The following is a 19,256-nucleotide window of genomic DNA, read 5'->3' as shown; positions in this document are numbered from 1 at the left end:
ATGAAAAACTTTATACAAGAGTTTAAGAATTTTGCCATTAAGGGTAATATGATTGATATGGCTATCGGTATTATTATCGGTACGGCTTTTAACAACGTGATTAATACATTGGTCAAAAAAATTATTATGCCGCCATTGTCATTAATGACTGACGATGTTAATCTTAGTAGTAAAAAATACATTCTTCGAGAGGCAGTTGGTGAGGTGCAAGAGGTAGCTATCGGATATGGTGAAATGTTAGAAGTCTTAATTGATTTCTTGATAATTGCGTTAACCATATTTGTGGTAATAAAAGGGTTTCATCGCTTTAAATCAAAGGCAGAAGACCCTGATAATAAAACAGTTGAAACGCCAAAGAATATTGAGTTGTTAGCTAGTTTGGAGAAGTTAATGCAGGAGCAGAATGCATTACTCCGAAATAAGAAAAATTGATTTACCACAAAATTTAGCATGTGTATTGACTATGTTGCAATAGTCTTAAATAATGACCTTAATGAGGATTAGGTCTTATTAATGCTATCTTTGCAAAAAAAATTGTTTGAATATGGACTTGACGAACCCCCTAATTTATGGCGTACCCTGCTTTATAGCATTTATATTGCTGGAAATCTCTTATAGCCACACCCATGGAGATAAAGACCTTTATGTGTGGAAAGATTTCATGGCAAGTGGTGCAATGGGTATTGGTTCTGCAATATTAGGTCCGCTTATTAAAATCACGGTTTTGATCACGGTTTTTACGTATACCTATGAGTTTTTTAACCCTATTGTAGATGGTGTGAGAACAAATATTATGGGATACGAGTCTTTTGGTTATGCTTGGTATGTATTTGTGTTATGTCAATTGGCAGATGATTTTACATATTATTGGTTTCACAGGGCTAATCATGAAGTGAGGTTGCTTTGGGCAGCACATATTGTACATCATTCTTCGGATCATTTTAATTTGGGTACCGCTATACGTAACGGTTGGTTTACGCTTTTGTATAAGCCTTTCTTTTATATGTGGATGCCAGCAATAGGCTTTCCTGTGGAAGTGGTGATTTTTGCATTAGCTATTGAGTCTTTTTGGCAATTTCAGTTGCATTCACAGTATGTTCCTAAAATGGGATGGGTGGAGAAGATTTTTAACACCCATACGATGCACCAAGTTCACCATGCGCAGAATGTGGAGTATTTAGATAAGAACCACGGAGGTTTCTTGAATATTTTTGATAAGATATTTGGAACATGGAAAGAGCTAGATGATGATGTGGAGGTTAAGTTTGGGGTGATTCACGCTCCTAAATCCTATAATCCAATAGTTATATTAACGCACGAATTCAAGGATATTTGGGCCGATGTTAAAAAGGCTAAAAAGTTTTCACATAAGCTAATGTATATTTTTGGACCTCCAGGATGGAGTCCAGATGGTAGTACGCTAACTGTAAAGCAACAACAACGCCTTTCTAGAGAACACAAGGAAACGAGCCCTGAAGTTGCCTATAGTAGGCCTAATTAAGGATATTTGCATTTATAAAATTAGAACCGACTTCTTAAGTCGGTTTTTTTACGTCTTGTTATGTTGTTTAGCGGTATAAGGATTTATGTCGCTACTTATTTGGGGGATGGGATAGATGGTTGAAAGGATTGCTGCGACGTCTTAAAACGCTTGTAAGCCCTTGTTTTTTTTATTCTTTTGAACTCTTCCTTGTAAAAAAAATGTCGATTTTAAAATGTAAGGTAAGCGGAATAATCTGTTGAGGGTTTTGTGTTCTTATTCGGTCCTTGTTGCAGTTCCTCGGGAATGTTTACTTTCTCCTACGATATTGTATTGAAATATATAGGAGTCGTCAGTAGTGGAAAGGATTTTCATGTGTACGGACTGTTCTTCGGATTTGTTCTTGGGATTGAGTTTTTTTACGATATACTCGCAGTCATTTATCCATCTTACGGAAGCTGAATCCGCTTTTCCATCAAAATAATCGATTTCCAAATCTCCATTTCTATGGAAAATAGTGGTTTTTTCTTCACCATCTATTGTGGTGGTGAAAGCAAATTTTCCGTCTTTAAAATCAGTGCAGTTCCTATCCGGATTGTAGCAAGAGGTCATTAAAACTAAAGCGAGGACTATGGGGATTGTTTTCTGTATCATCTCCGCAAAAATAATGAATTTTAAGCCTACTAATTGGCATAAGATTCAAAACTTCCATCAGAATAAAAAATAATAATTTTCTCAATGTTTTTTCCAGGTTTGGAGCTGGCTTTGGCTGGTAAGTCTATTGTGGGTGTTTTTTGTTTCGTTGATGGAGTGGGCTGTAAAATTTCTTTTTTTGCTTCTGAAGGGAAAGACCCTTTCCCATTCAGAAGCCAATATAAATTAACCTCGGGAAAGACATTGATGACTTTAAGTACAAAGTCTAAACTTGGTTTGTTTCGTCCAGATAGAAGATGTGAAATGCTTGAGCGTTGCACGTTAACTTTATCTGCAAAACTAGAGGCGGAAAGGCTGTAATAGCGCAATAATTCATTAAGTCGGTCTATAAAATCCGTTGTGTTTACCATTGTAACTTATGTGTGTTCAAAAATAGTAAAATGAAATATTAAATGGTCTAAAATTAACGAAAATCATCAATGTTATTAAATTTATATGTTTATATAATTGTATTTAAATATCTGATTTATAACATGTTGAATATTGTTTTTATTGTCCGGAGAAAAAAGCTGGTTTTAAGAATTACAATTGTAACAACTAATGCTAATCTCATTACATTTTTAGTTTACAAATGTATATTTTTATGATTACAATTGTAAATTATTATGGAGTTACTTTTGTAACATCAAACAATTATAAAAATGAGTATTTCACAGGTTGAGTATTATTCTATTAAGGAAAAATCCGTCAGTGGTCGGTATGTTGTTAATGGTCAAGTTCTAGACTTTATGGAAAAAAACAGAGATTCATTGTCCATAAAAACTATCGGAAAATCTGTTCAAGGACGAGAAATAAAAAGCATACAATTAGGAAGTGGACCGTATAAAATTTTAATGTGGTCTCAAATGCATGGGAATGAATCTACAACTACCAAAGCGGTTTTAGATTTTGTGAATTTTTTACATGGAGGTTCATCCATGGCAAAACGTATTTTGCAAAGCTGTACACTTTTGATTATTCCTATGCTGAATCCGGATGGGGCAGAAGCTTACACCCGAATAAATGCAAATGAAATAGATTTGAATAGAGATGCTCAAAATAGAACTCAGCCAGAAAGTATGATTCTAAGAAATGTTTTTGACTCCTTTCAACCGGATTATTGCTTTAATCTTCATGATCAACGTACTATTTTTAATGTTGGTGAAACATCTAGGCCGGCAACAGTGTCATTTTTAGCACCTGCCCATGATGCGGAAAGGAGTATTTCTAAAACACGAGGAGTAAGTATGCAGTTGATTGTAGCTATGAATAATCTGTTGCAAGAGATGATTCCTGGTCAGGTTGGTAGGTATGATGATGCTTTTAATGCGAATTGTGTAGGTGATAGTTTTCAGATGCTTAATGTGCCTACTATATTATTTGAGTCTGGTCATTACCCGGAAGACTATGAAAGAGAGCGAACAAGAGAGTATATTTTTCATGCGATATTTAAGGCTGTAGTTACTATTGCTGAAAATAACATAGATACATTTGAGCAAGATAACTATTTTGAGATTCCTGAAAACGGAAAACTCTTTTTTGATGTATTGATAAAGAATGCTCAAATTATAGATTTAGAATTGACTAACGGAGATAGTATAGGTGTGTTGTACGCGGAAGTGTTGAAAGGTAATAAGGTAGCTTTTGAGCCAAGAATTGAGAAAAAGGGGAGTCTTGAGGGGTATTATGGTCATAAAACCTATAATTGTCTAAATGAAGATGATTTAAAAGAACTAAGGCAACAGTCTTTTTATCAGCTTGTTAAAGCCTAATTTTTTTGAGCATTATTTTTTAAAACCATTGAATCTTTACGTTTTTGTTAAAAAAATGCAAGTTTTAATGCGTATTATTCCTTAATTTTTTATTTTTGCCAAAAACACAACCATAATGGGAAAAGTAAAATTAGACGAAATTGATCACCAGATTCTGGATATGTTAATAGATAACACCAGAACTCCATTTACAGATATAGCTAAGAAGCTCTTGATTTCTGCCGGCACGGTTCACGTACGTGTTAAGAAAATGGAGGAAGCGGGTATTATAAAAGGGTCGTCTCTTACATTGGATTATGTAAAATTAGGCTATGCTTTTATTGCTTATGTTGGTATATTTTTAGAGAAAACACATCAGACAAAATTCGTTTTGGAGCGTTTAGAGCAAATTCCAAATGTTACGGTAGCACATATTACAACAGGAAAATTTAATATTTTCTGTAAAATAAGAGCTAAGGATACTAATCATGCTAAGAATATTATTTTTAGAATTGATGATATTGACGGTATCAGCCGTACAGAAACCATGATTTCTTTGGAAGAAAGTATAAATGACAAGAAGAGGTTAATGCATACAATTTTCAATGAATTGTAATTGCCTTTGGAAACAGTAATTGAAATTCCTGGGTGGTTCTGCTGCCTGGGAATTTTTATTTTATAAACATATGAGAACTTCAGAACTTAAAATTGCACCACCAATTCCTTTTTACAAGACTTATATAGATGTGCTAGGTGACGTAGATTTGTTGGAAATGTTAGAACGTCAGTTAAAGAATTTTCCAAAATTTATTGAGAATATCCCTGACGGTAAATTATCTTATGCCTATGGACCTGAAAAGTGGACTATAGCTCAAGTGCTTCTGCATATTATTGACTCTGAGCGTGTTTTTCAATACCGCTCACTTCGGTTCTCTCGAGGGGATAGTACCGCTTTACCTGGGTTTGAGCAAGATTTATACGCTCCTAATTCACGTGCTGAAACACGCTCTAAAGAAAGTCTTATAGAGGAATATATTGCGGTTAGGCAATCTACCATTACACTCTATAGAAGTTTTGATGCTAAAACCTTAAGTAAGCAAGGTGTTGCTAGTAATTTACCATGGAATGTGGCTACTTTAGGTTTTGTTATTTGTGGTCACCAAAAGTACCATCGCAATATATTGCGAGAGCGTTACCTAAGTTAAGTTTTCAGTTGTAGAATTAATCTACATCATCAGAGTCAAACTCAGCTTCATTATCCATTTCATAGTTAGAGGTTTCTGTTTCCTCTAGAATGGGTTGTGATTTACTGTTGTCAAGCTCCTTTTCAATATTTTCTTCAAAATTTGCGATGAAATTAGAAAGGCTCTTACTGATTTTTACAAGGTAAATTGTATCGTTAGTTTTTAATTCAACAGCTTCAATAGTTTCACCTTTTAGATTTTTGAAAACTATAATATCATCATCACCGTAACCATCGGAATAGGTTTCGATTAATAATGCGGCTAGTTCGTGGTCTAATTTTTTGTAATCGACTAATTTACGTAACATAGTAGGTTGGTTTTAACCTGATTGATTTCAGGTAGGTTATTGATTTGGGTTATAAATCTGTACCTAAACTATGTATTTTTTACGGTGAATTCGTTAAAGAGTTGTCAAACTAGAGGGATTAGTATATGTAACTATTGTTCAGCGTAGTATGCAAAAGCATTTTCATACAATTCATCGGGAATTCTAATGTCTATATCTGGTTTTCCTATGGCGGAAATAAGCACAAAATTTATATTACCGTGCGAATTCTTCTTATCAAATTTTAATAAAGATAGTATGGTTGTGATATCCTCTTTATTGAAAACGACTTTTTCATAATGAGAAAGGAAAGTTTCTTTTATATCAGTTAATTCTATATCTGTAAGACCAAGAAGTTCTTTGGAAAGATAGGCTTCTAGGATCATTCCTATTCCAATAGCTTCACCGTGCAACAAGGTTTTGTGTGTTTTGCTTTCTAGGAAATAGGATTCAATTGCGTGTCCTAAAGTATGTCCGTAATTTAATATTTTTCGTAAATGTTGCTCTGTTGGGTCTTGAAGCACAACCTCGTTTTTAATAACAACAGAATCGTAGATTAAGTCATCAATATTTAGGAAGTCTGTAACTTTTTTGAGCGCCTCCCAATATGCTTGGCTTTGGATTAGACCGTGTTTAAGCATTTCTGCAAAACCACTTCGCAATTGTCTTTCTTCCAATGTTTTTAAGAAACTCGTTATCACAAGGACCATTTCGGGTTGGTTAATAACACCAATTTGGTTTTTCAGAGGCCCAAGGTCTACGCCAGTTTTTCCGCCTACAGATGCGTCCACCATGGATAATAGTGTGGTTGGTACATTTATAAAGTCAATACCTCTTTTAAATGTTGAGGCTACAAACCCACCTAAATCCGTAAGAACACCACCACCCAAGTTTATGACAAGGCTTTTTCGGTCACCATCTAATTCGGACAATGCGCTCCAAACCCCTGTACAGGTGTCTATATTTTTGTTTTCTTCACCAGACTCAATCTCAATAATTTCAAAATCATAATCTCCTTGAATTTGAGCCATAAATGCAGGAAGGCAATGTTCGTGGGTATTCTCGTCTACGATGATGTAAATTTTAGAATATGCCTTGCCAGATAAGTGAACGTTTAAAGCGTCATAAGCTCGTTGGTTGAAATGTACGGCGTAAGAAGAGGTTGTTATGGATTGCATTAATAGGTGATTTTTGTTCCGTACATGTACGGATATTTTTTAACGACTATTGCGCAAAATAAAGCATATTTTTTATCTAAAGAATAGAATTTCTGTCTTTATATTTGATGCTACTACAAATCACATTAAATGAAACAAATTTTTGAAGATACCGCAACAGCTTTTGCTTTGAAAACCGACTCTGAACTTGAGCGTGCTTATTTTTTGTTCAGGATGATTGCTAACGAGCCCCTCGTCCGAATTGGAACAGCAATGACTAATTTTGCTATTAAAGCTCATCTTCCTGTTGAGGGATTGATTAGAGCTACAGTGTTTGATCATTTTTGTGGTGGTGTTAATGAGAAAGATTGTATGTCTGTAGTGGATAGGATGTATACCAAAAATGTATGTTCAGTTTTGGACTACTCGGTTGAGGGAAAAGATACGGAGGATCCTTTTGATGATGCTGTGGCCATGATTTTAAAGGTACTAGACTTTGTTAAGGAAAAAGATGCTATCCCTTTTGCTGTTTTTAAACCTACTGGATATGGTAGATTTGCTCTTTTTCAAAAGATTAGCGAAGGTAAATCTTTGACTGACAAAGAGGAAGCGGAATGGCAAAGAGTGGTTGTCCGTTTTGATAGGACTTGTAAAAAAGCATATGATTTAGATGTTTCTCTGCTTATTGATGCGGAAGAAAGTTGGATGCAGCAAGCAGCTGATCAGCTTGTAGAAGAAATGATGCGGAAATATAATAAGAAGAAGGCGGTGGTCTTCAATACTTTGCAAATGTACCGATGGGACAGGTTAGATTATCTAAAGCAGCTACAACAACGTGCCAACGAAAGCGACTTTAGAATTGGAATAAAAGTGGTGCGTGGTGCTTATATGGAAAAGGAGAATGATAGGGCCGAGGAAAAAGTCTATAAGTCGCCCATTTGTAGTTCAAAACGAGAAACCGATGAAAATTTTGATAATGCCGTTGCTTACATAATGAATCACTTGGATACGGTTTCAATATTTGCGGGTACCCACAATGAAAATAGTTCGTATAAGATGATGAATATTATGGCTGAAAAAGGAATAGCCAATAATGACGATCGCGTATGGTTTGGGCAATTGTTTGGGATGAGTGATCATATTTCCTTTAATCTGTCCGATAAAGGGTATAATGTTGCTAAATATTTGCCTTTTGGTCCGGTGAGGGATGTAATGCCTTATTTAATTCGTCGTGCAGAAGAAAATACTTCGGTAGCCGGCCAGACTTCAAGGGAGTTGTCCTTGTTGAAAAAAGAAAGAAAACGAAGGAAGATTTAATTTTACCCAGCGTCCAAAACCAACATTTTGGACGCTTTGCTTAGTAAGTTATAGATTCTAAAAGGGCTTTTTCTTGACAATTTCTGACCTTTAATATGGCCTCTTTGTCTTTTATGGAGCCTTCTATAATATAGGTTTTGCATGGTGATGTCTTGGTTTCGCTGTTTGAAAAATCTACTTCCCCATTTCTTAAGATGTTCACAATGTCCAAGGTGTCTAGTTGCTTTTTAGAAAACAATCTGCTTACATCTTCGGAATAGGACATTGGTTTAGATCGGATGTTCTTAAGTGTTCTGCAGTTAGGGAAATAACAGAACGAAACCCCCGTTTCTTCTGATTTTTTCTTGAAAAAAAATGTCAAAAAAATGATTCCTATAGAAAGCCCGATAAGATAAAAACCTAAACGTTTTAAAAAATCCATTACCTATACTGCTGAAATTAATGATTTGTGCTTTTCGCTTTTTAGCGTTGTATCAAGAATGATAATTGTTCCCTCGTTTAAAGCGATGGCAAAAATAGCAATAAACCGCTTATGTAGACCGGTTAAGTAAAAATGATATTTGAAAAACCCTTAGAAAATAAGGAAATTAATGTCACTGTACTGTAAATCAAACCATTCGCCCACAGATTTGTTGGTTAAAATTCCGTGATACATGTAGAGTCCGTTTCTTAATCCTTTATCAAAACGAAGTGAATTTTCTAATCCGCCATTTTCTCCTAACTCCAGTAAATAAGGAGTGAAAATATTACTAATGGAAAGTGTTGCGGTCTTAGGGTAGCGAGAAGGGATGTTCGGAACACCGTAATGAATTACTCCAAACTTCTCAATAGTGGGTTTGTTATGCGTAGTTACTGTGCTTGTTTCAAAACACCCGCCCATATCTATGCTTACATCAATAATGACAGCTCCTTTTTTCATGTGTTCTACCATGCTACTTGTAACTACTACAGGAGATCGGTCTTTGCCGCGTGTTGCTCCAATAGCTACATCGCAACGTTTTAGTGATTTTAATAGGTTTTTAGGTTGAATAGTAGAGGTATAGACCGTTTGTCTAAGATTGGATTGTATGTTGCGTAGTTTAGAAAGTGAATTATCAAAAATCTTAACGTTAGCTCCAAGCCCTAAAGCGGAGCGAGCTGCAAATTCACCAACTGTTCCTGCGCCTATAATAACTACTTCAACAGGTGGTACACCGCTAATATTTCCAAACATGAGGCCGTTACCATCATTGGTGGCAGCCATAATTTCAGAAGCAATAAGAACAGAAGATATTCCTGCAATTTCACTCAAAGAACGAACTGCTGGGTATTTACCATCTTCATCCCGTATGTATTCAAAAGCGATGGCGGTAATTCGCTTTTTTGCCATTTTTTCAAAATACGCCTTGCTTTGAGTTTTTATCTGTAAAGCAGAAATAATGGTCGTTTGCGGATTCATCATTTCAATTTCGGAAAGCGTGGGAGGTTCAACCTTGAGTAATAAAGGACAAGAATAGACCTTCTTGGTGTCTCGCGTTATCTCTCCTCCGGCATTGGTGTAATCTAGGTCGGTATAATTGGCGCCTTCTCCAGCACCTGATTCAATTAAAACTCTGTGACCATTGGAAGTTATGGCATTTACAGCATCCGGAGTAAGACATACTCGTTGTTCTTGGTATTGATTTTCTTTTGGGATGCCAATAAAAAGTTCGCCTTTTTGGCGAAGAATTTCCAGAGTTTCCTCTTGTGGAAGCAATTGTTGTTTGCTAAAAGGAGAAGAAGGTTGATTCATAGTTTTTACATCTAATCGTGTGACACGCGATTAACAGTAAAAATACGACATTTAGTTGAATTTAGTGTGAGATTACAGGATGTGATATGTGAAAATACGCCGTCATAATTAGAATTTAAGATGTAACCAGTTGTTTAGTTTACTCTGTACTTGCTTGAAATTAGATTCAATATTATTTGTGGACAGTTGAGTGTTTATTTTTTCGGACATGGATTGGTATCCTGTAGAGCTGTTTTTAGGAGTTTCAGAAGAAATAAATTTATCCAGTTTGGTATTGCCAGACCGTGCGGCTTGTTTTTTCTTTAAGGCAGTTAATTCAGCTTCCATAGCTTCTAGGTCTATGCCGTGAACGTATTTGTCATAAAGTTTTATTCGAATAAAGTACACTAATGGAATAACCACCATACAGACAGGAAGCAGCCATAAAACATTTCTTGTGTCAATGTATAGGTCGTCTGTGTAAAATACTTCAAAAATTTGGAAGGCATACATCAATAATGGAATTAAAATGATGTGATACCACCAATGTTTACAGGTTAAAAACCAAATAAATAATAAGGTTAAGGGAACCGCTTTTCCTAGTAGGAACCAGACATAAGTATTTAAATTGGCAAAACCGTTCCGATCTATAATATATCCAAAAATATTTATAGTGGCTTCAGGATCTCGAGGAAAATATTCGTGTAATTTGAAAATAAATGGGGATGCAACAATAAAGAAAACAACTATGGATTCAACAACGAATCTAGTCTTTACTTTTCTTTGATTTTTGGGGACTTGTTTCATTAATACATGGCTTCCTATAAAGGAGGTAACGAAAAAAAGGGTAATTTATTGATTACCCTTTTAAAAAAAAACATTTTTTATTGAAAACCTCTAATTTCTCCTGTTGGAGGTGGTTATTTTACTTCTATCTACCGATTGTTTGTTAGAGGTAGTTATTTTACTTCGGTCAACACCTTCTTCTGTGTAAAGAGAATCATCAGATGCTACATCACTTGATTCACAAGAAACAGCTAAAAGAGCTACACATGCCAAAAGGCCAAATACTAATTTTTTCATTTTCAGGGGTTTTAAATTATTAAAGATTAATTAGTTATAGGTCAAAAGTAGGAAAAAAAATATCCTAAAGTACGTTTTTAAATGTTAAATGAAAACCATTTATCCGAAAAAACGTACACATTGACTAATTTAACAAGTTTCGTACAATAAATCTTTACCTTAAACGATGTTTTCGACGATCGGTAACTAAGTTTATGATATTGTAATACGTCGCGTTGTCATATCAATAACTTCAATATATATATTGGTGCTTTTTTCTGGCAAGAAAGATTCAATTTTATTTGGCCATTCAATGAAAACCCACACATTTTTATTAAGATAATCTTCAAAGCCCATGTCCAAGGCTTCCATTTCATCATTTAAACGATAAAAGTCAAAATGATAAGCCAATAGATGGCTGCTTTTATTTTCATATTCGTTTACAATTCCAAAGGTGGGGCTGTTTCCGGCATCGACAACGCCAAGATGTTTAGCTATGGCTTTAATCAATGTGGTCTTGCCTGCTCCCATAGGTGCGTGAAAAAGGAGAACCTTGTTCGTGGACTTCTCAATAACCATCTTGGCAACTTGGTCAATTTCCTTTTCGGTATATGTGATGTTCATTATATAAATACTTCTATTTTGGTGATAAAACTACGAATGGAATGATCATCTCTTCTAAAGAAATTCCTCCATGTTGGTAGGTATTCCGATAATAGCTAACGTAATGATTGTAGTTGTTGGGGTAGGCAAAAAACAAGTCGTTTTTAGCAAAAATAAAAGAACTACTCATGTTTATACGTGGTAAATGAATGTGAGCTGGGTCTTGAGCCGCTAGCACATCTTTGTCCTCGTAAGTTAGGCTACGGCCTGTTTTATAGCGTAGGTTGAGGCTGGTTTCTTTATCGCCAATGACCTTGGAGGGTTGTTTAACGTTGATCGTGCCATGGTCTGTGGTGATGATCAGTTTCATTCCCATTTGTTGTGCCTGCTGAATTATCTCTAATAAAGGAGAGTTCTTAAACCAACTTTGAGTTAACGATCTATAGGCTTTGTCATTGCTTGCTAATTCCTTAATAACTTCCATTTCTGTTTTTGAATGGGAAATCATATCTACAAAGTTGTACACGAGTACGGTTAAGTCGTTGTCTTTTTGAGATTTAAAGTTTTGACATAGATTTTTGCCTTGTTTAAGGGTGCTAATTTTGTGGTACTCCCATTTTAGATTGAGCCCTAAACGTTTTATTTGCTCACCTAAAAAATCGGATTCATGAAGATTTTTTCCACCTTCATCTGTATCGTTCTTCCACCATTGCGGATGTTTTTTCTCCATAGCCATAGGGGTGAGGCCTGAAAAAATAGCATTTCGTGCATATTGCGTAGCTGAGGGTAGGATACTGAAATATGATTCTTCTTTATTTTTCTTGTAAAATGAACTTACGGTATCTTCAAATGCGTACCATTGGTCATACCGTAGATTGTCAATAACAAGAAGCAGAGTGCGAGAGTCTTTTAGTTCAGGTTTAACGAGTTCTTTAAATAAGGTGTGAGAAAGTACGGGGCCATCTCCGTTAAACCAACTTTGGTAGTTTCGCTCTACGAATTTTCCAAAATGATTGTTTGCTTCGGATTTTTGAGATTCAAGAATTTCAAACATACTACTGTCTTCAATATCTTCTAGTCTTAATTCCCAGTATATTAAGCGCTTGTATAGATCTACCCATTCTTCAACTGAATTCACCATAGATAAATCCATGGCAATTTTTCTAAATTCTTGTTGGTAGTTAGATGTTGTTTTTTCTGAAACTAAACGGGAATGGTCTAAATTTTTCTTTAGGGATAGTAGAATTTGATTAGGGTTTACCGGTTTAATAAGGTAATCGGCAATTTTGGAGCCAATAGCCTCTTCCATGATAAACTCTTCCTCGCTTTTGGTTATCATGACCACCGGAATAGATGAGTCTAGTACTTTTATTTCTGCCAGGGTTTCTAATCCTGATATGCCGGGCATATTCTCATCAAGGAAAATAATATCAACCCTAGATTGCTGTAATTCTTCTAGTGCCTCTTGCCCACTTTGGCAGGTAATAACATCATAGCCTTTACCTTGTAGAAAAATAATATGTGGTTTCAGTAGATCAATTTCATCGTCTACCCATAATATGCTGATTTTATTCATTTAATAGTAGTGTTACTTCGATTATAAAACGGTCTAAAATAACATTGAAAACTTAAAGAGTAGCCAAAATATTCATTTACCGAGTTTATTACTTTGTCTTTTACCTAACTTTACCCCGTGAACATTGCAAAGCAACCCTCATTTTGATAAACTCAAGAAAACTTAAAATTTTTAATGATCCAATTTACGGATTTATTACTATTCCGAATGGACTAATATTCGAGTTGATTAACCACTCGTATTTTCAACGTTTACGTAGAATATCTCAAATGGGGTTGTCATATTTGGTCTATCCTGGGGCGCATCACACTAGATTTCATCATGCATTAGGTTCAATGCATTTAATGCAAAAAGCTTTGCAAGTCCTGAAGTATAAGGGTGTGGAGATAAATGAGCAGGAAGAAGAGGGGTTGTGTATCGCCATTCTTTTGCACGATATTGGTCATGGGCCTTTCTCGCACGCTATGGAGCATAGTATTGTAGAGAGTACCGATCATGAGTATATTTCGTTGCAATTCATGGAGGCTTTGAACACTATCTTTAACGGAAGATTAACGCTTGCCATTTCAATTTTTAAAGGACAGTATGGCAAGCGGTTTTTAAATCAGTTAGTATCTAGTCAATTAGATATGGATCGCCTTGATTATTTAAAAAGGGATAGTTTCTATACGGGCGTTGCTGAAGGTAATATCAATTCAGAACGATTGATTACTATGCTTAATGTAGTTGATGGGAATCTGGTGGTTGAAGAAAAGGGAGTGTATTCTGTTGAAAAATTCCTAATGGCCAGAAGGTTTATGTACTGGCAGGTATATCTACATAAAACAGGAATTGTTGCTGAGCAGCTATTGATAAAAATTCTACAAAGGGCCAAGGAAATCATGAATGATGGTCAGGTTATAGTTTGTAGTGATGCACTCCGGTTTTTTATGGAGAACCGTATTGAGAAGCAAAATTTCAATCAGGAGATATTAACCATATTCTCAAAATTGGATGATGTAGATGTTTTGGCCGCTATAAAATTGTGGCAAGATCATCCGGATTTTATTTTGTCTAAACTTTGCGGGATGCTTATAAACCGCCGGTTTTTAAAAGTAAAACTTAAGAATAGTCCTATTGATAACGCAGTTTTTCAAAAACATAGAACGCGGGTTAAAGAAAAATATAAACTTAAGGATCACGAAACAGTATATTTTGTGTTTGAAGGTAAGATAGAGAACAAGGCGTATGATCGTCATCATCAGAACATCAATATATTAAAGAAGAATAAAAGATTAATTGATGTAGCAAAAGCTTCGGATCAATTTAATCTAAAAGCGTTATCAAAAACCGTTACAAAATATTATATCTGTTATCCCAAAGATTCTGTTTAACTATTTTTCTTACTTTTGTGCTCATGGTATTTACAGCAGGTCAAATTGCAGGTATTTTAGAAGGTGAACTACAAGGAAATCCAGAGGTTACCGTTCACAAATTGGCCAAGATAGAGGAGGGCGAGAAAGGTGCTTTGACTTTTTTGGCTAATCCTAAGTATACTTCCCACATCTATTCTACAAAGGCATCTATAACAATAGTTAATAAAGATTTTGTTCCTGAGCATGAGCTTGAGACTATTCTTATTAAGGTAGAAGATGCTTACGAAGCATTTTCAAAAATATTGGAATTCTATAATCAGGTAAAGAATAACAAGACAGGTATTGAGGAGCCCGTGTTTAAATCGGAAACGGTTACATATGGAGACAATTTTTATTTGGGGGCTTTTTCTTATCTAGGTAACAATGTTAGAATAGGAGATAATGTTAAAATTCATCCTAACGTGTATGTTGGAGACAACGTGTCCATTGGCAATAATGTAAGTATTTTTGCAGGAGCTAAAGTATATTCGGAAACCGTTATAGGAAATAATTGTGTCATTAATAGTGGGGTAGTTATTGGGGCGGACGGATTTGGTTTTAGCCCGGATAAAAATGGTGAATATCAAAAAGTTCCACAAACAGGTAATGTTATTCTTGAGGATAATGTAGACGTAGGAGCTGGAACTACAATAGATAGAGCTACTTTAGGTTCTACCATTTTGAGAAAAGGAGTAAAGTTGGATAATCAGATTCAGATTGCTCATAATGTTGAAATTGGGGAACACACCGTAATTGCGGCTCAAACGGGTATTGCAGGGTCTACCAAGATAGGGAGGCGATGTATGATTGGTGGACAAGTTGGTATTGTAGGCCATATTACTATTGGTGATAATGTAAAGATACAGGCACAGTCTGGTATTGGTCGTAACATAAAGAGTAATGAAGTGTTACAAGGCTCACCTGCTTTAAACTATGGTGATTACAATAAATCATACGTTTACTTTAAGAATTTACCGAAGATTTTAAATAGAATTGACGAACTGGAAAAAAACTACAGCGATCAATATAAGAATGAAACAGAGAACCATTAAAAAAGAGGTTATTCTAAAGGGCGTTGGTCTTCATACCGGAGCCGAAGTAACCATGAAATTTGTTCCCGCACCGGAAAACCACGGGTACGCATTTAAGAGAGTAGACCTAGAAGGAGAACCAATTATTGAGGCAGATGCCAATTATGTAATCAACACTCAGCGTGGAACCAACTTAGAGAAAAGAGGGGTAAAAATTCAAACCTCAGAGCATGTTTTGGCTGCTTTTGTAGGGATGGAAATAGACAATGTTCTTATTGAACTAGATGCTCCTGAACCACCAATTATGGATGGTTCCTCAAAATATTTTGTTGAGGCTTTAGAAACCGTTGGTGTTGTAGAGCAGAATGCAGAACGAGAAGAGTATATTGTAAAAGATGTTATTTCGTTTAGGGACGATGCAACGGGTAGCGAAATTACTGTAATTCCTTCTGAGCACTATCAGGTGACAACCATGGTAGATTTTGGCACTAAGGTTTTGGGAACGCAAAATGCCACGTTGGAGCGCTTGTCTGACTTTAAAGATGAAATATCGGAAGCTCGTACATTTAGTTTTCTTCATGAACTAGAAATGCTTTTGGAAAACGGACTCATTAAAGGAGGCGACCTTAATAATGCTATTGTATATGTAGATAAGGAGATTTCTGAAGAAACCATGAGAAAGTTAGAAAGTGCTTTCGATAAGAAAAAACTTTCTGTGAAGCCTAATGGTATTTTAGATAACCTTACTTTGCATCAGCCAAATGAGGCCGCACGTCATAAGTTATTGGATGTAATAGGAGATGTAGCTTTAGCAGGCACCCGTATTAAGGGTAAAATAATAGCCAATAAGCCAGGTCATTATGTGAATACACAGTTTGCGAAAAAACTGTCAAAAATTATAAAACTAGAGAAACGTAATAAAGTTCCTCAATACGATTTAAATCAACCACCTTTGATGGATATCCATCAGATTATGGAAGTGCTGCCTCATAGACCTCCATTTTTGTTGATAGATCGTATCTTAGAATTATCTGATACTCATGTAGTGGGAATGAAAAATGTAACAATGAATGAAAATTTCTTTGTTGGCCATTTCCCGGGAGCACCAGTTATGCCAGGGGTATTACAAGTTGAGGCAATGGCTCAAACAGGAGGAATCTTAGTTTTGAGTACAGTGCCAGACCCAGAAAATTATTTAACGTTCTTCATGAAAATGGATAATGTTAAGTTCAAACAAAAAGTACTTCCAGGTGATACGTTAACATTTCACTGTAGCCTTATTACGCCAATAAGAAGAGGTATTTGTCACATGCAAGCTTATGCTTACGCAAATAATAAGTTGGTATGTGAAGCAGAATTAATGGCGCAAATAGCTAAAAAGAAATAGAATGAATCAACCCCTTGCCTATATTCACCCGGGCGCAAAGATTGCTAAAAATGTTGTTGTAGAGCCTTTTACTACAATTCATAACAACGTAACGATTGGTGATGGCACTTGGATCGGTTCTAACGTGACCATAATGGAAGGTGCTCGTATCGGTAAAAATTGTAATATTTTTCCTGGTGCCGTAATTTCCGCTCCGCCGCAGGATTTAAAGTATAATGGAGAAGATACCATTGTAACTATTGGTAACAATACCACTATTCGTGAATGTGCTACTATTCATAAGGGTACTTCAGATAGAAATAAAACTGTTATTGGCGAGAATTGTTTGATTATGGCGTATTGCCATATTGCGCATGATTGTATTGTTGGAGACAACTGTATTTTTTCTAACAACTCTACGCTTGCAGGACATGTTACTATTGGAGACAACGTAATCCTAGCAGGTTTGGTGGCTGTGCATCAATTTGTATCAGTTGGTCAACATGCTTTTGTCACAGGTGGGTCGTTAGTCAGAAAAGATGTTCCTCCTTTTGTAAAAGCTGCGCGTGAGCCACTTTCATACGTTGGTATCAATTCGGTAGGTTTGCGTAGACGTGGTTTCCAATCAGAAAAGATTCGTGAAATACAGAACATCTATCGTATTCTTTACCAAAGACATTATAATAATTCACAAGCAACGCAAATTATAGAAGCTGAAATGGAAGCTACTCCTGAACGGGATGAGATTCTTCAATTTATTAGGGATTCCCAACGTGGAATTATGAAAGGATATTTCAGCAATAATTAATTTATAGATATTTAATGAACAAGCTTTAATCGTCAGAAAGAAGCATTCATTTAAAAAGGTATTCAACAAAACAGTAAACTAGAAATGGCATCAACATCAGATATTAGAAAAGGACTTTGTATTCGCTACAACAATGATATTTACAAAATTATTGAATTTTTACACGTAAAACCGGGTAAAGGTCCAGCCTTTGTGCGTACGAAGTTGAGAAGTGTTTCCACTGGAAAAGTATTGGACAATACATTTTCTGCCGGTCATAAAATAGAAGATGTCCGTGTTGAAACGCGTTCGTACCAGTTTTTGTATCCTGAAGGAGAAACTTTTCACTTTATGAATACAGATGATTATAACCAAATTACGCTTCAGGAAAGTTCGTTAGATTCTCCTGGTTTGTTAAAAGAAGGAGAGATTGTAAAAATTCTTTTTAATACGGAAGATAGTATGCCTTTATCAGTAGAGATGCCGGCTAGTGTTGTCTTGGAAGTTACTTATACAGAGCCTGGTGTAAAAGGAAATACAGCTACTAATGCAACAAAACCTGCGAAAGTAGAAACAGGGGCAGAGGTAAATGTTCCTTTGTTCATTAATGAAGGCGATAAAATTAAGGTAGAAACGGAAAAAGGAACATACATGGAACGTGTTAAGGAGTAAGTATTATTCTTAACTAATTTTAAAACACTTTTTCAAAAGTAATAACCGTTTATTCTGTTCCATTGAAATTTCCACAACCACAAGAGTTAAAGACTATTGCTGAATTGATCAAATGTGATTATGTTGGCGCTGATGATTTTCTGGTTTTGGGTATGAACGAGATTCATGTGGTTCAGAATGGTGATATTGTTTTTGTAGATCATCCCAAATATTATGATAAGGCATTGGCCTCAAAGGCAACCATTGTACTTATCAATAAAAAAGTAGATTGCCCTGAGGGAAAAGCACTTTTAATTTCAGACGACCCTTTCAGGGATTTTAATAAGCTTTCACTTCACTTTAAACCATTTGAAAGAGCAACGAGAACAGTTGCTGTTTCCGCTGATATAGGAGAGGGAACTATTATTCAACCTAATGCTTTTGTTGGAAATCATGTAAAAATTGGAAAGAACTGTTTGATTCATGCAAACGTCTGTTTATATGATAATTGCGTGATTGGAGATAACGTTATTATTCACTCAGGTTCTGTTCTAGGTGGAGATGCATTTTATTACAAAAACAGACCAGAAGGCTTTGATAAGCTTATTTCTTGTGGCCGTGTCGTAATTGAGAATAATGTTGAAATTGGCGCTCTTTGCACTATAGATAAAGGTGTTACTGGTGATACGACCATAAAAAAAGGTACAAAGTTAGATAATCAAGTGCATGTTGGGCATGACACCGTAATTGGTGAAAAGTGCTTGATAGCCTCGCAAACCGGCATTGCGGGTTGTGTAATTATTGAAGATGAAGTAACGCTATGGGGCCAAGTAGGAACCAATAGTGGAATTACAATAGGAAAGAAAGCGGTTATAATGGGGCAGACAGGAGTGACCAAATCTGTTGCGGGCGGCAAGAGTTATTTTGGTACGCCTATTGAAGAATCACGTGAAAAGCTGAAACAATTGGCTTATGTGAAGAAAATTCCGTCTATTCTTAAAAAATTAGAAGAATAATATGCAGTCTGAGTTCAGATTTCATTTGTAAACCTATATTTTTGTCACATTAA

Annotated in this window: 22 protein-coding genes; 12 read left to right on the top strand and 10 right to left on the bottom strand. The window is 35.7% G+C overall.

Going from position 1 to position 19,256, the window contains the following annotated elements:
- Both mscL and IWC72_RS17510 read left to right on the top strand, forming a co-directional pair.
- Complete coding sequence (gene mscL, locus IWC72_RS17515; RefSeq protein WP_194530675.1) at positions 1-432, top strand: large conductance mechanosensitive channel protein MscL; 432 nt, start codon at positions 1-3, stop codon at positions 430-432.
- Between the two features lie 112 nt (positions 433-544).
- Positions 545-1,501 carry a sterol desaturase family protein gene (locus tag IWC72_RS17510; RefSeq protein ID WP_194527472.1) on the top strand — a complete coding sequence of 319 codons (957 nt, stop codon included), beginning with the start codon at positions 545-547 and terminating at the stop codon, positions 1,499-1,501.
- A 255-nt stretch (positions 1,502-1,756) separates the two neighbouring features.
- Here the strand turns inward: IWC72_RS17510 and IWC72_RS17505 are convergent, their stop codons facing one another.
- Entirely contained in the window at positions 1,757-2,134 is a 378-nt protein-coding gene (locus IWC72_RS17505) for a DNA topoisomerase IV (protein WP_194527471.1), read from the bottom strand.
- Between the two features lie 29 nt (positions 2,135-2,163).
- On the bottom strand, positions 2,164-2,544 hold the full coding sequence (locus tag IWC72_RS17500; protein WP_194530674.1) for a helix-turn-helix domain-containing protein: 381 nt from the start codon (positions 2,542-2,544) through the stop codon (positions 2,164-2,166).
- Positions 2,545-2,835: 291 nt separating this feature from the next.
- On the opposite strand from IWC72_RS17500, the gene IWC72_RS17495 reads away from it, so the two are divergent.
- The 3 genes from IWC72_RS17495 (at position 2,836) to IWC72_RS17485 (ending at position 5,129) form a co-directional block, all read left to right on the top strand.
- Positions 2,836-3,945, top strand: coding sequence for a M14 family metallopeptidase (locus IWC72_RS17495; RefSeq protein WP_194530673.1), 1,110 nt, complete (start codon positions 2,836-2,838; stop codon positions 3,943-3,945).
- Between the two features lie 115 nt (positions 3,946-4,060).
- A complete protein-coding gene (locus IWC72_RS17490; RefSeq protein ID WP_013995861.1) occupies positions 4,061-4,540 on the top strand; it encodes an Lrp/AsnC family transcriptional regulator in 480 nt (159 codons plus the stop codon).
- 70 nt (positions 4,541-4,610) lie between these two features.
- Positions 4,611-5,129: a DinB family protein gene (locus IWC72_RS17485; RefSeq protein ID WP_194527468.1), complete on the top strand. Its 519-nt coding sequence runs from the start codon at positions 4,611-4,613 to the stop codon at positions 5,127-5,129.
- A gap of 16 nt (positions 5,130-5,145) precedes the next feature.
- Here IWC72_RS17485 and IWC72_RS17480 read toward each other — a convergent pair whose 3' ends face one another.
- Both IWC72_RS17480 and aroB read right to left on the bottom strand, forming a co-directional pair.
- Positions 5,146-5,475 carry a hypothetical protein gene (locus IWC72_RS17480; protein WP_194527467.1) on the bottom strand — a complete coding sequence of 110 codons (330 nt, stop codon included), beginning with the start codon at positions 5,473-5,475 and terminating at the stop codon, positions 5,146-5,148.
- 131 nt (positions 5,476-5,606) lie between these two features.
- The gene (aroB, locus tag IWC72_RS17475) at positions 5,607-6,671 is read right to left on the bottom strand and encodes a 3-dehydroquinate synthase (protein WP_194527466.1); all 1,065 of its coding nucleotides are present in this window, start codon (positions 6,669-6,671) and stop codon (positions 5,607-5,609) included.
- A gap of 129 nt (positions 6,672-6,800) precedes the next feature.
- Here aroB and IWC72_RS17470 point away from each other — a divergent pair, with 129 nt between their 5' ends.
- The gene (locus tag IWC72_RS17470; RefSeq protein ID WP_194530672.1) at positions 6,801-7,967 is read left to right on the top strand and encodes a proline dehydrogenase family protein; all 1,167 of its coding nucleotides are present in this window, start codon (positions 6,801-6,803) and stop codon (positions 7,965-7,967) included.
- A 40-nt stretch (positions 7,968-8,007) separates the two neighbouring features.
- On the opposite strand, the gene IWC72_RS17465 is transcribed toward IWC72_RS17470, so the two are convergent.
- From IWC72_RS17465 to porX, 6 genes are all read right to left on the bottom strand, one after another.
- On the bottom strand, positions 8,008-8,388 hold the full coding sequence (locus IWC72_RS17465; RefSeq protein ID WP_194527464.1) for a DUF4258 domain-containing protein: 381 nt from the start codon (positions 8,386-8,388) through the stop codon (positions 8,008-8,010).
- A 150-nt stretch (positions 8,389-8,538) separates the two neighbouring features.
- Positions 8,539-9,738, bottom strand: a complete 1,200-nt coding sequence (locus IWC72_RS17460) for an alanine dehydrogenase (protein ID WP_194530671.1) — start codon at positions 9,736-9,738, stop codon at positions 8,539-8,541.
- Positions 9,739-9,846: 108 nt separating this feature from the next.
- Positions 9,847-10,524, bottom strand: a complete 678-nt coding sequence (locus IWC72_RS17455; protein WP_194530670.1) for a hypothetical protein — start codon at positions 10,522-10,524, stop codon at positions 9,847-9,849.
- 90 nt (positions 10,525-10,614) lie between these two features.
- A complete protein-coding gene (locus IWC72_RS17450) occupies positions 10,615-10,800 on the bottom strand; it encodes a hypothetical protein (protein ID WP_194530669.1) in 186 nt (61 codons plus the stop codon).
- A 192-nt stretch (positions 10,801-10,992) separates the two neighbouring features.
- A complete protein-coding gene (tsaE, locus tag IWC72_RS17445; RefSeq protein ID WP_194530668.1) occupies positions 10,993-11,403 on the bottom strand; it encodes a tRNA (adenosine(37)-N6)-threonylcarbamoyltransferase complex ATPase subunit type 1 TsaE in 411 nt (136 codons plus the stop codon).
- Positions 11,404-11,416: 13 nt separating this feature from the next.
- A complete protein-coding gene (gene porX / locus IWC72_RS17440) occupies positions 11,417-12,958 on the bottom strand; it encodes a T9SS response regulator signal transducer PorX (RefSeq protein ID WP_194530667.1) in 1,542 nt (513 codons plus the stop codon).
- A gap of 143 nt (positions 12,959-13,101) precedes the next feature.
- Here porX and IWC72_RS17435 point away from each other — a divergent pair, with 143 nt between their 5' ends.
- The 6 genes from IWC72_RS17435 to IWC72_RS17410 all read left to right on the top strand — a co-directional run bounded on the left by IWC72_RS17435 (position 13,102) and on the right by IWC72_RS17410 (position 19,203).
- Positions 13,102-14,331 (top strand): HD domain-containing protein, encoded by a 1,230-nt coding sequence (locus IWC72_RS17435; RefSeq protein WP_194527458.1) that lies wholly within the window; start codon positions 13,102-13,104, stop codon positions 14,329-14,331.
- Positions 14,332-14,354: 23 nt separating this feature from the next.
- Positions 14,355-15,404: a UDP-3-O-(3-hydroxymyristoyl)glucosamine N-acyltransferase gene (gene lpxD / locus IWC72_RS17430; protein WP_194527457.1), complete on the top strand. Its 1,050-nt coding sequence runs from the start codon at positions 14,355-14,357 to the stop codon at positions 15,402-15,404.
- A complete protein-coding gene (locus IWC72_RS17425) occupies positions 15,385-16,770 on the top strand; it encodes a bifunctional UDP-3-O-[3-hydroxymyristoyl] N-acetylglucosamine deacetylase/3-hydroxyacyl-ACP dehydratase (RefSeq protein ID WP_194530666.1) in 1,386 nt (461 codons plus the stop codon). The genes lpxD and IWC72_RS17425 overlap by 20 nt, the downstream gene beginning before the upstream one ends.
- 1 nt (position 16,771) lies before the next feature.
- A complete protein-coding gene (lpxA, locus tag IWC72_RS17420; protein ID WP_194527455.1) occupies positions 16,772-17,557 on the top strand; it encodes an acyl-ACP--UDP-N-acetylglucosamine O-acyltransferase in 786 nt (261 codons plus the stop codon).
- A gap of 84 nt (positions 17,558-17,641) precedes the next feature.
- Positions 17,642-18,208 carry an elongation factor P gene (gene efp / locus IWC72_RS17415; RefSeq protein WP_194527454.1) on the top strand — a complete coding sequence of 189 codons (567 nt, stop codon included), beginning with the start codon at positions 17,642-17,644 and terminating at the stop codon, positions 18,206-18,208.
- A gap of 62 nt (positions 18,209-18,270) precedes the next feature.
- On the top strand, positions 18,271-19,203 hold the full coding sequence (locus IWC72_RS17410; RefSeq protein ID WP_194530665.1) for a UDP-3-O-(3-hydroxymyristoyl)glucosamine N-acyltransferase: 933 nt from the start codon (positions 18,271-18,273) through the stop codon (positions 19,201-19,203).
- Positions 19,204-19,256: the final 53 nt, after the last annotated feature.

Source organism: Zobellia roscoffensis (assembly GCF_015330165.1).
GTDB classification, from domain to species: domain Bacteria; phylum Bacteroidota; class Bacteroidia; order Flavobacteriales; family Flavobacteriaceae; genus Zobellia; species Zobellia roscoffensis.
Note: the sequence above shows the minus strand (reverse complement) of the source record. Positions and strands in the feature narration are given on the sequence as shown.

Excerpts from the sequence above, each read along its gene's own strand:
- mscL (WP_194530675.1), top strand. The coding sequence starts at position 1 with ATGAAAAACTTTATACAAGAGTTTAAGAATTTTGCCATTAAGGGTAAT.
- IWC72_RS17510 (WP_194527472.1), top strand. The coding sequence starts at position 545 with ATGGACTTGACGAACCCCCTAATTTATGGCGTACCCTGCTTTATAGCA.
- IWC72_RS17505 (WP_194527471.1), bottom strand. The coding sequence starts at position 2,134 with ATGATACAGAAAACAATCCCCATAGTCCTCGCTTTAGTTTTAATGACC.
- IWC72_RS17500 (WP_194530674.1), bottom strand. The coding sequence starts at position 2,544 with ATGGTAAACACAACGGATTTTATAGACCGACTTAATGAATTATTGCGC.
- IWC72_RS17495 (WP_194530673.1), top strand. The coding sequence starts at position 2,836 with ATGAGTATTTCACAGGTTGAGTATTATTCTATTAAGGAAAAATCCGTC.
- IWC72_RS17490 (WP_013995861.1), top strand. The coding sequence starts at position 4,061 with ATGGGAAAAGTAAAATTAGACGAAATTGATCACCAGATTCTGGATATG.
- IWC72_RS17485 (WP_194527468.1), top strand. The coding sequence starts at position 4,611 with ATGAGAACTTCAGAACTTAAAATTGCACCACCAATTCCTTTTTACAAG.
- IWC72_RS17480 (WP_194527467.1), bottom strand. The coding sequence starts at position 5,475 with ATGTTACGTAAATTAGTCGATTACAAAAAATTAGACCACGAACTAGCC.
- aroB (WP_194527466.1), bottom strand. The coding sequence starts at position 6,671 with ATGCAATCCATAACAACCTCTTCTTACGCCGTACATTTCAACCAACGA.
- IWC72_RS17470 (WP_194530672.1), top strand. The coding sequence starts at position 6,801 with ATGAAACAAATTTTTGAAGATACCGCAACAGCTTTTGCTTTGAAAACC.
- IWC72_RS17465 (WP_194527464.1), bottom strand. The coding sequence starts at position 8,388 with ATGGATTTTTTAAAACGTTTAGGTTTTTATCTTATCGGGCTTTCTATA.
- IWC72_RS17460 (WP_194530671.1), bottom strand. The coding sequence starts at position 9,738 with ATGAATCAACCTTCTTCTCCTTTTAGCAAACAACAATTGCTTCCACAA.
- IWC72_RS17455 (WP_194530670.1), bottom strand. The coding sequence starts at position 10,524 with ATGAAACAAGTCCCCAAAAATCAAAGAAAAGTAAAGACTAGATTCGTT.
- IWC72_RS17450 (WP_194530669.1), bottom strand. The coding sequence starts at position 10,800 with ATGAAAAAATTAGTATTTGGCCTTTTGGCATGTGTAGCTCTTTTAGCT.
- tsaE (WP_194530668.1), bottom strand. The coding sequence starts at position 11,403 with ATGAACATCACATATACCGAAAAGGAAATTGACCAAGTTGCCAAGATG.
- porX (WP_194530667.1), bottom strand. The coding sequence starts at position 12,958 with ATGAATAAAATCAGCATATTATGGGTAGACGATGAAATTGATCTACTG.
- lpxD (WP_194527457.1), top strand. The coding sequence starts at position 14,355 with ATGGTATTTACAGCAGGTCAAATTGCAGGTATTTTAGAAGGTGAACTA.
- IWC72_RS17425 (WP_194530666.1), top strand. The coding sequence starts at position 15,385 with ATGAAACAGAGAACCATTAAAAAAGAGGTTATTCTAAAGGGCGTTGGT.
- lpxA (WP_194527455.1), top strand. The coding sequence starts at position 16,772 with ATGAATCAACCCCTTGCCTATATTCACCCGGGCGCAAAGATTGCTAAA.
- efp (WP_194527454.1), top strand. The coding sequence starts at position 17,642 with ATGGCATCAACATCAGATATTAGAAAAGGACTTTGTATTCGCTACAAC.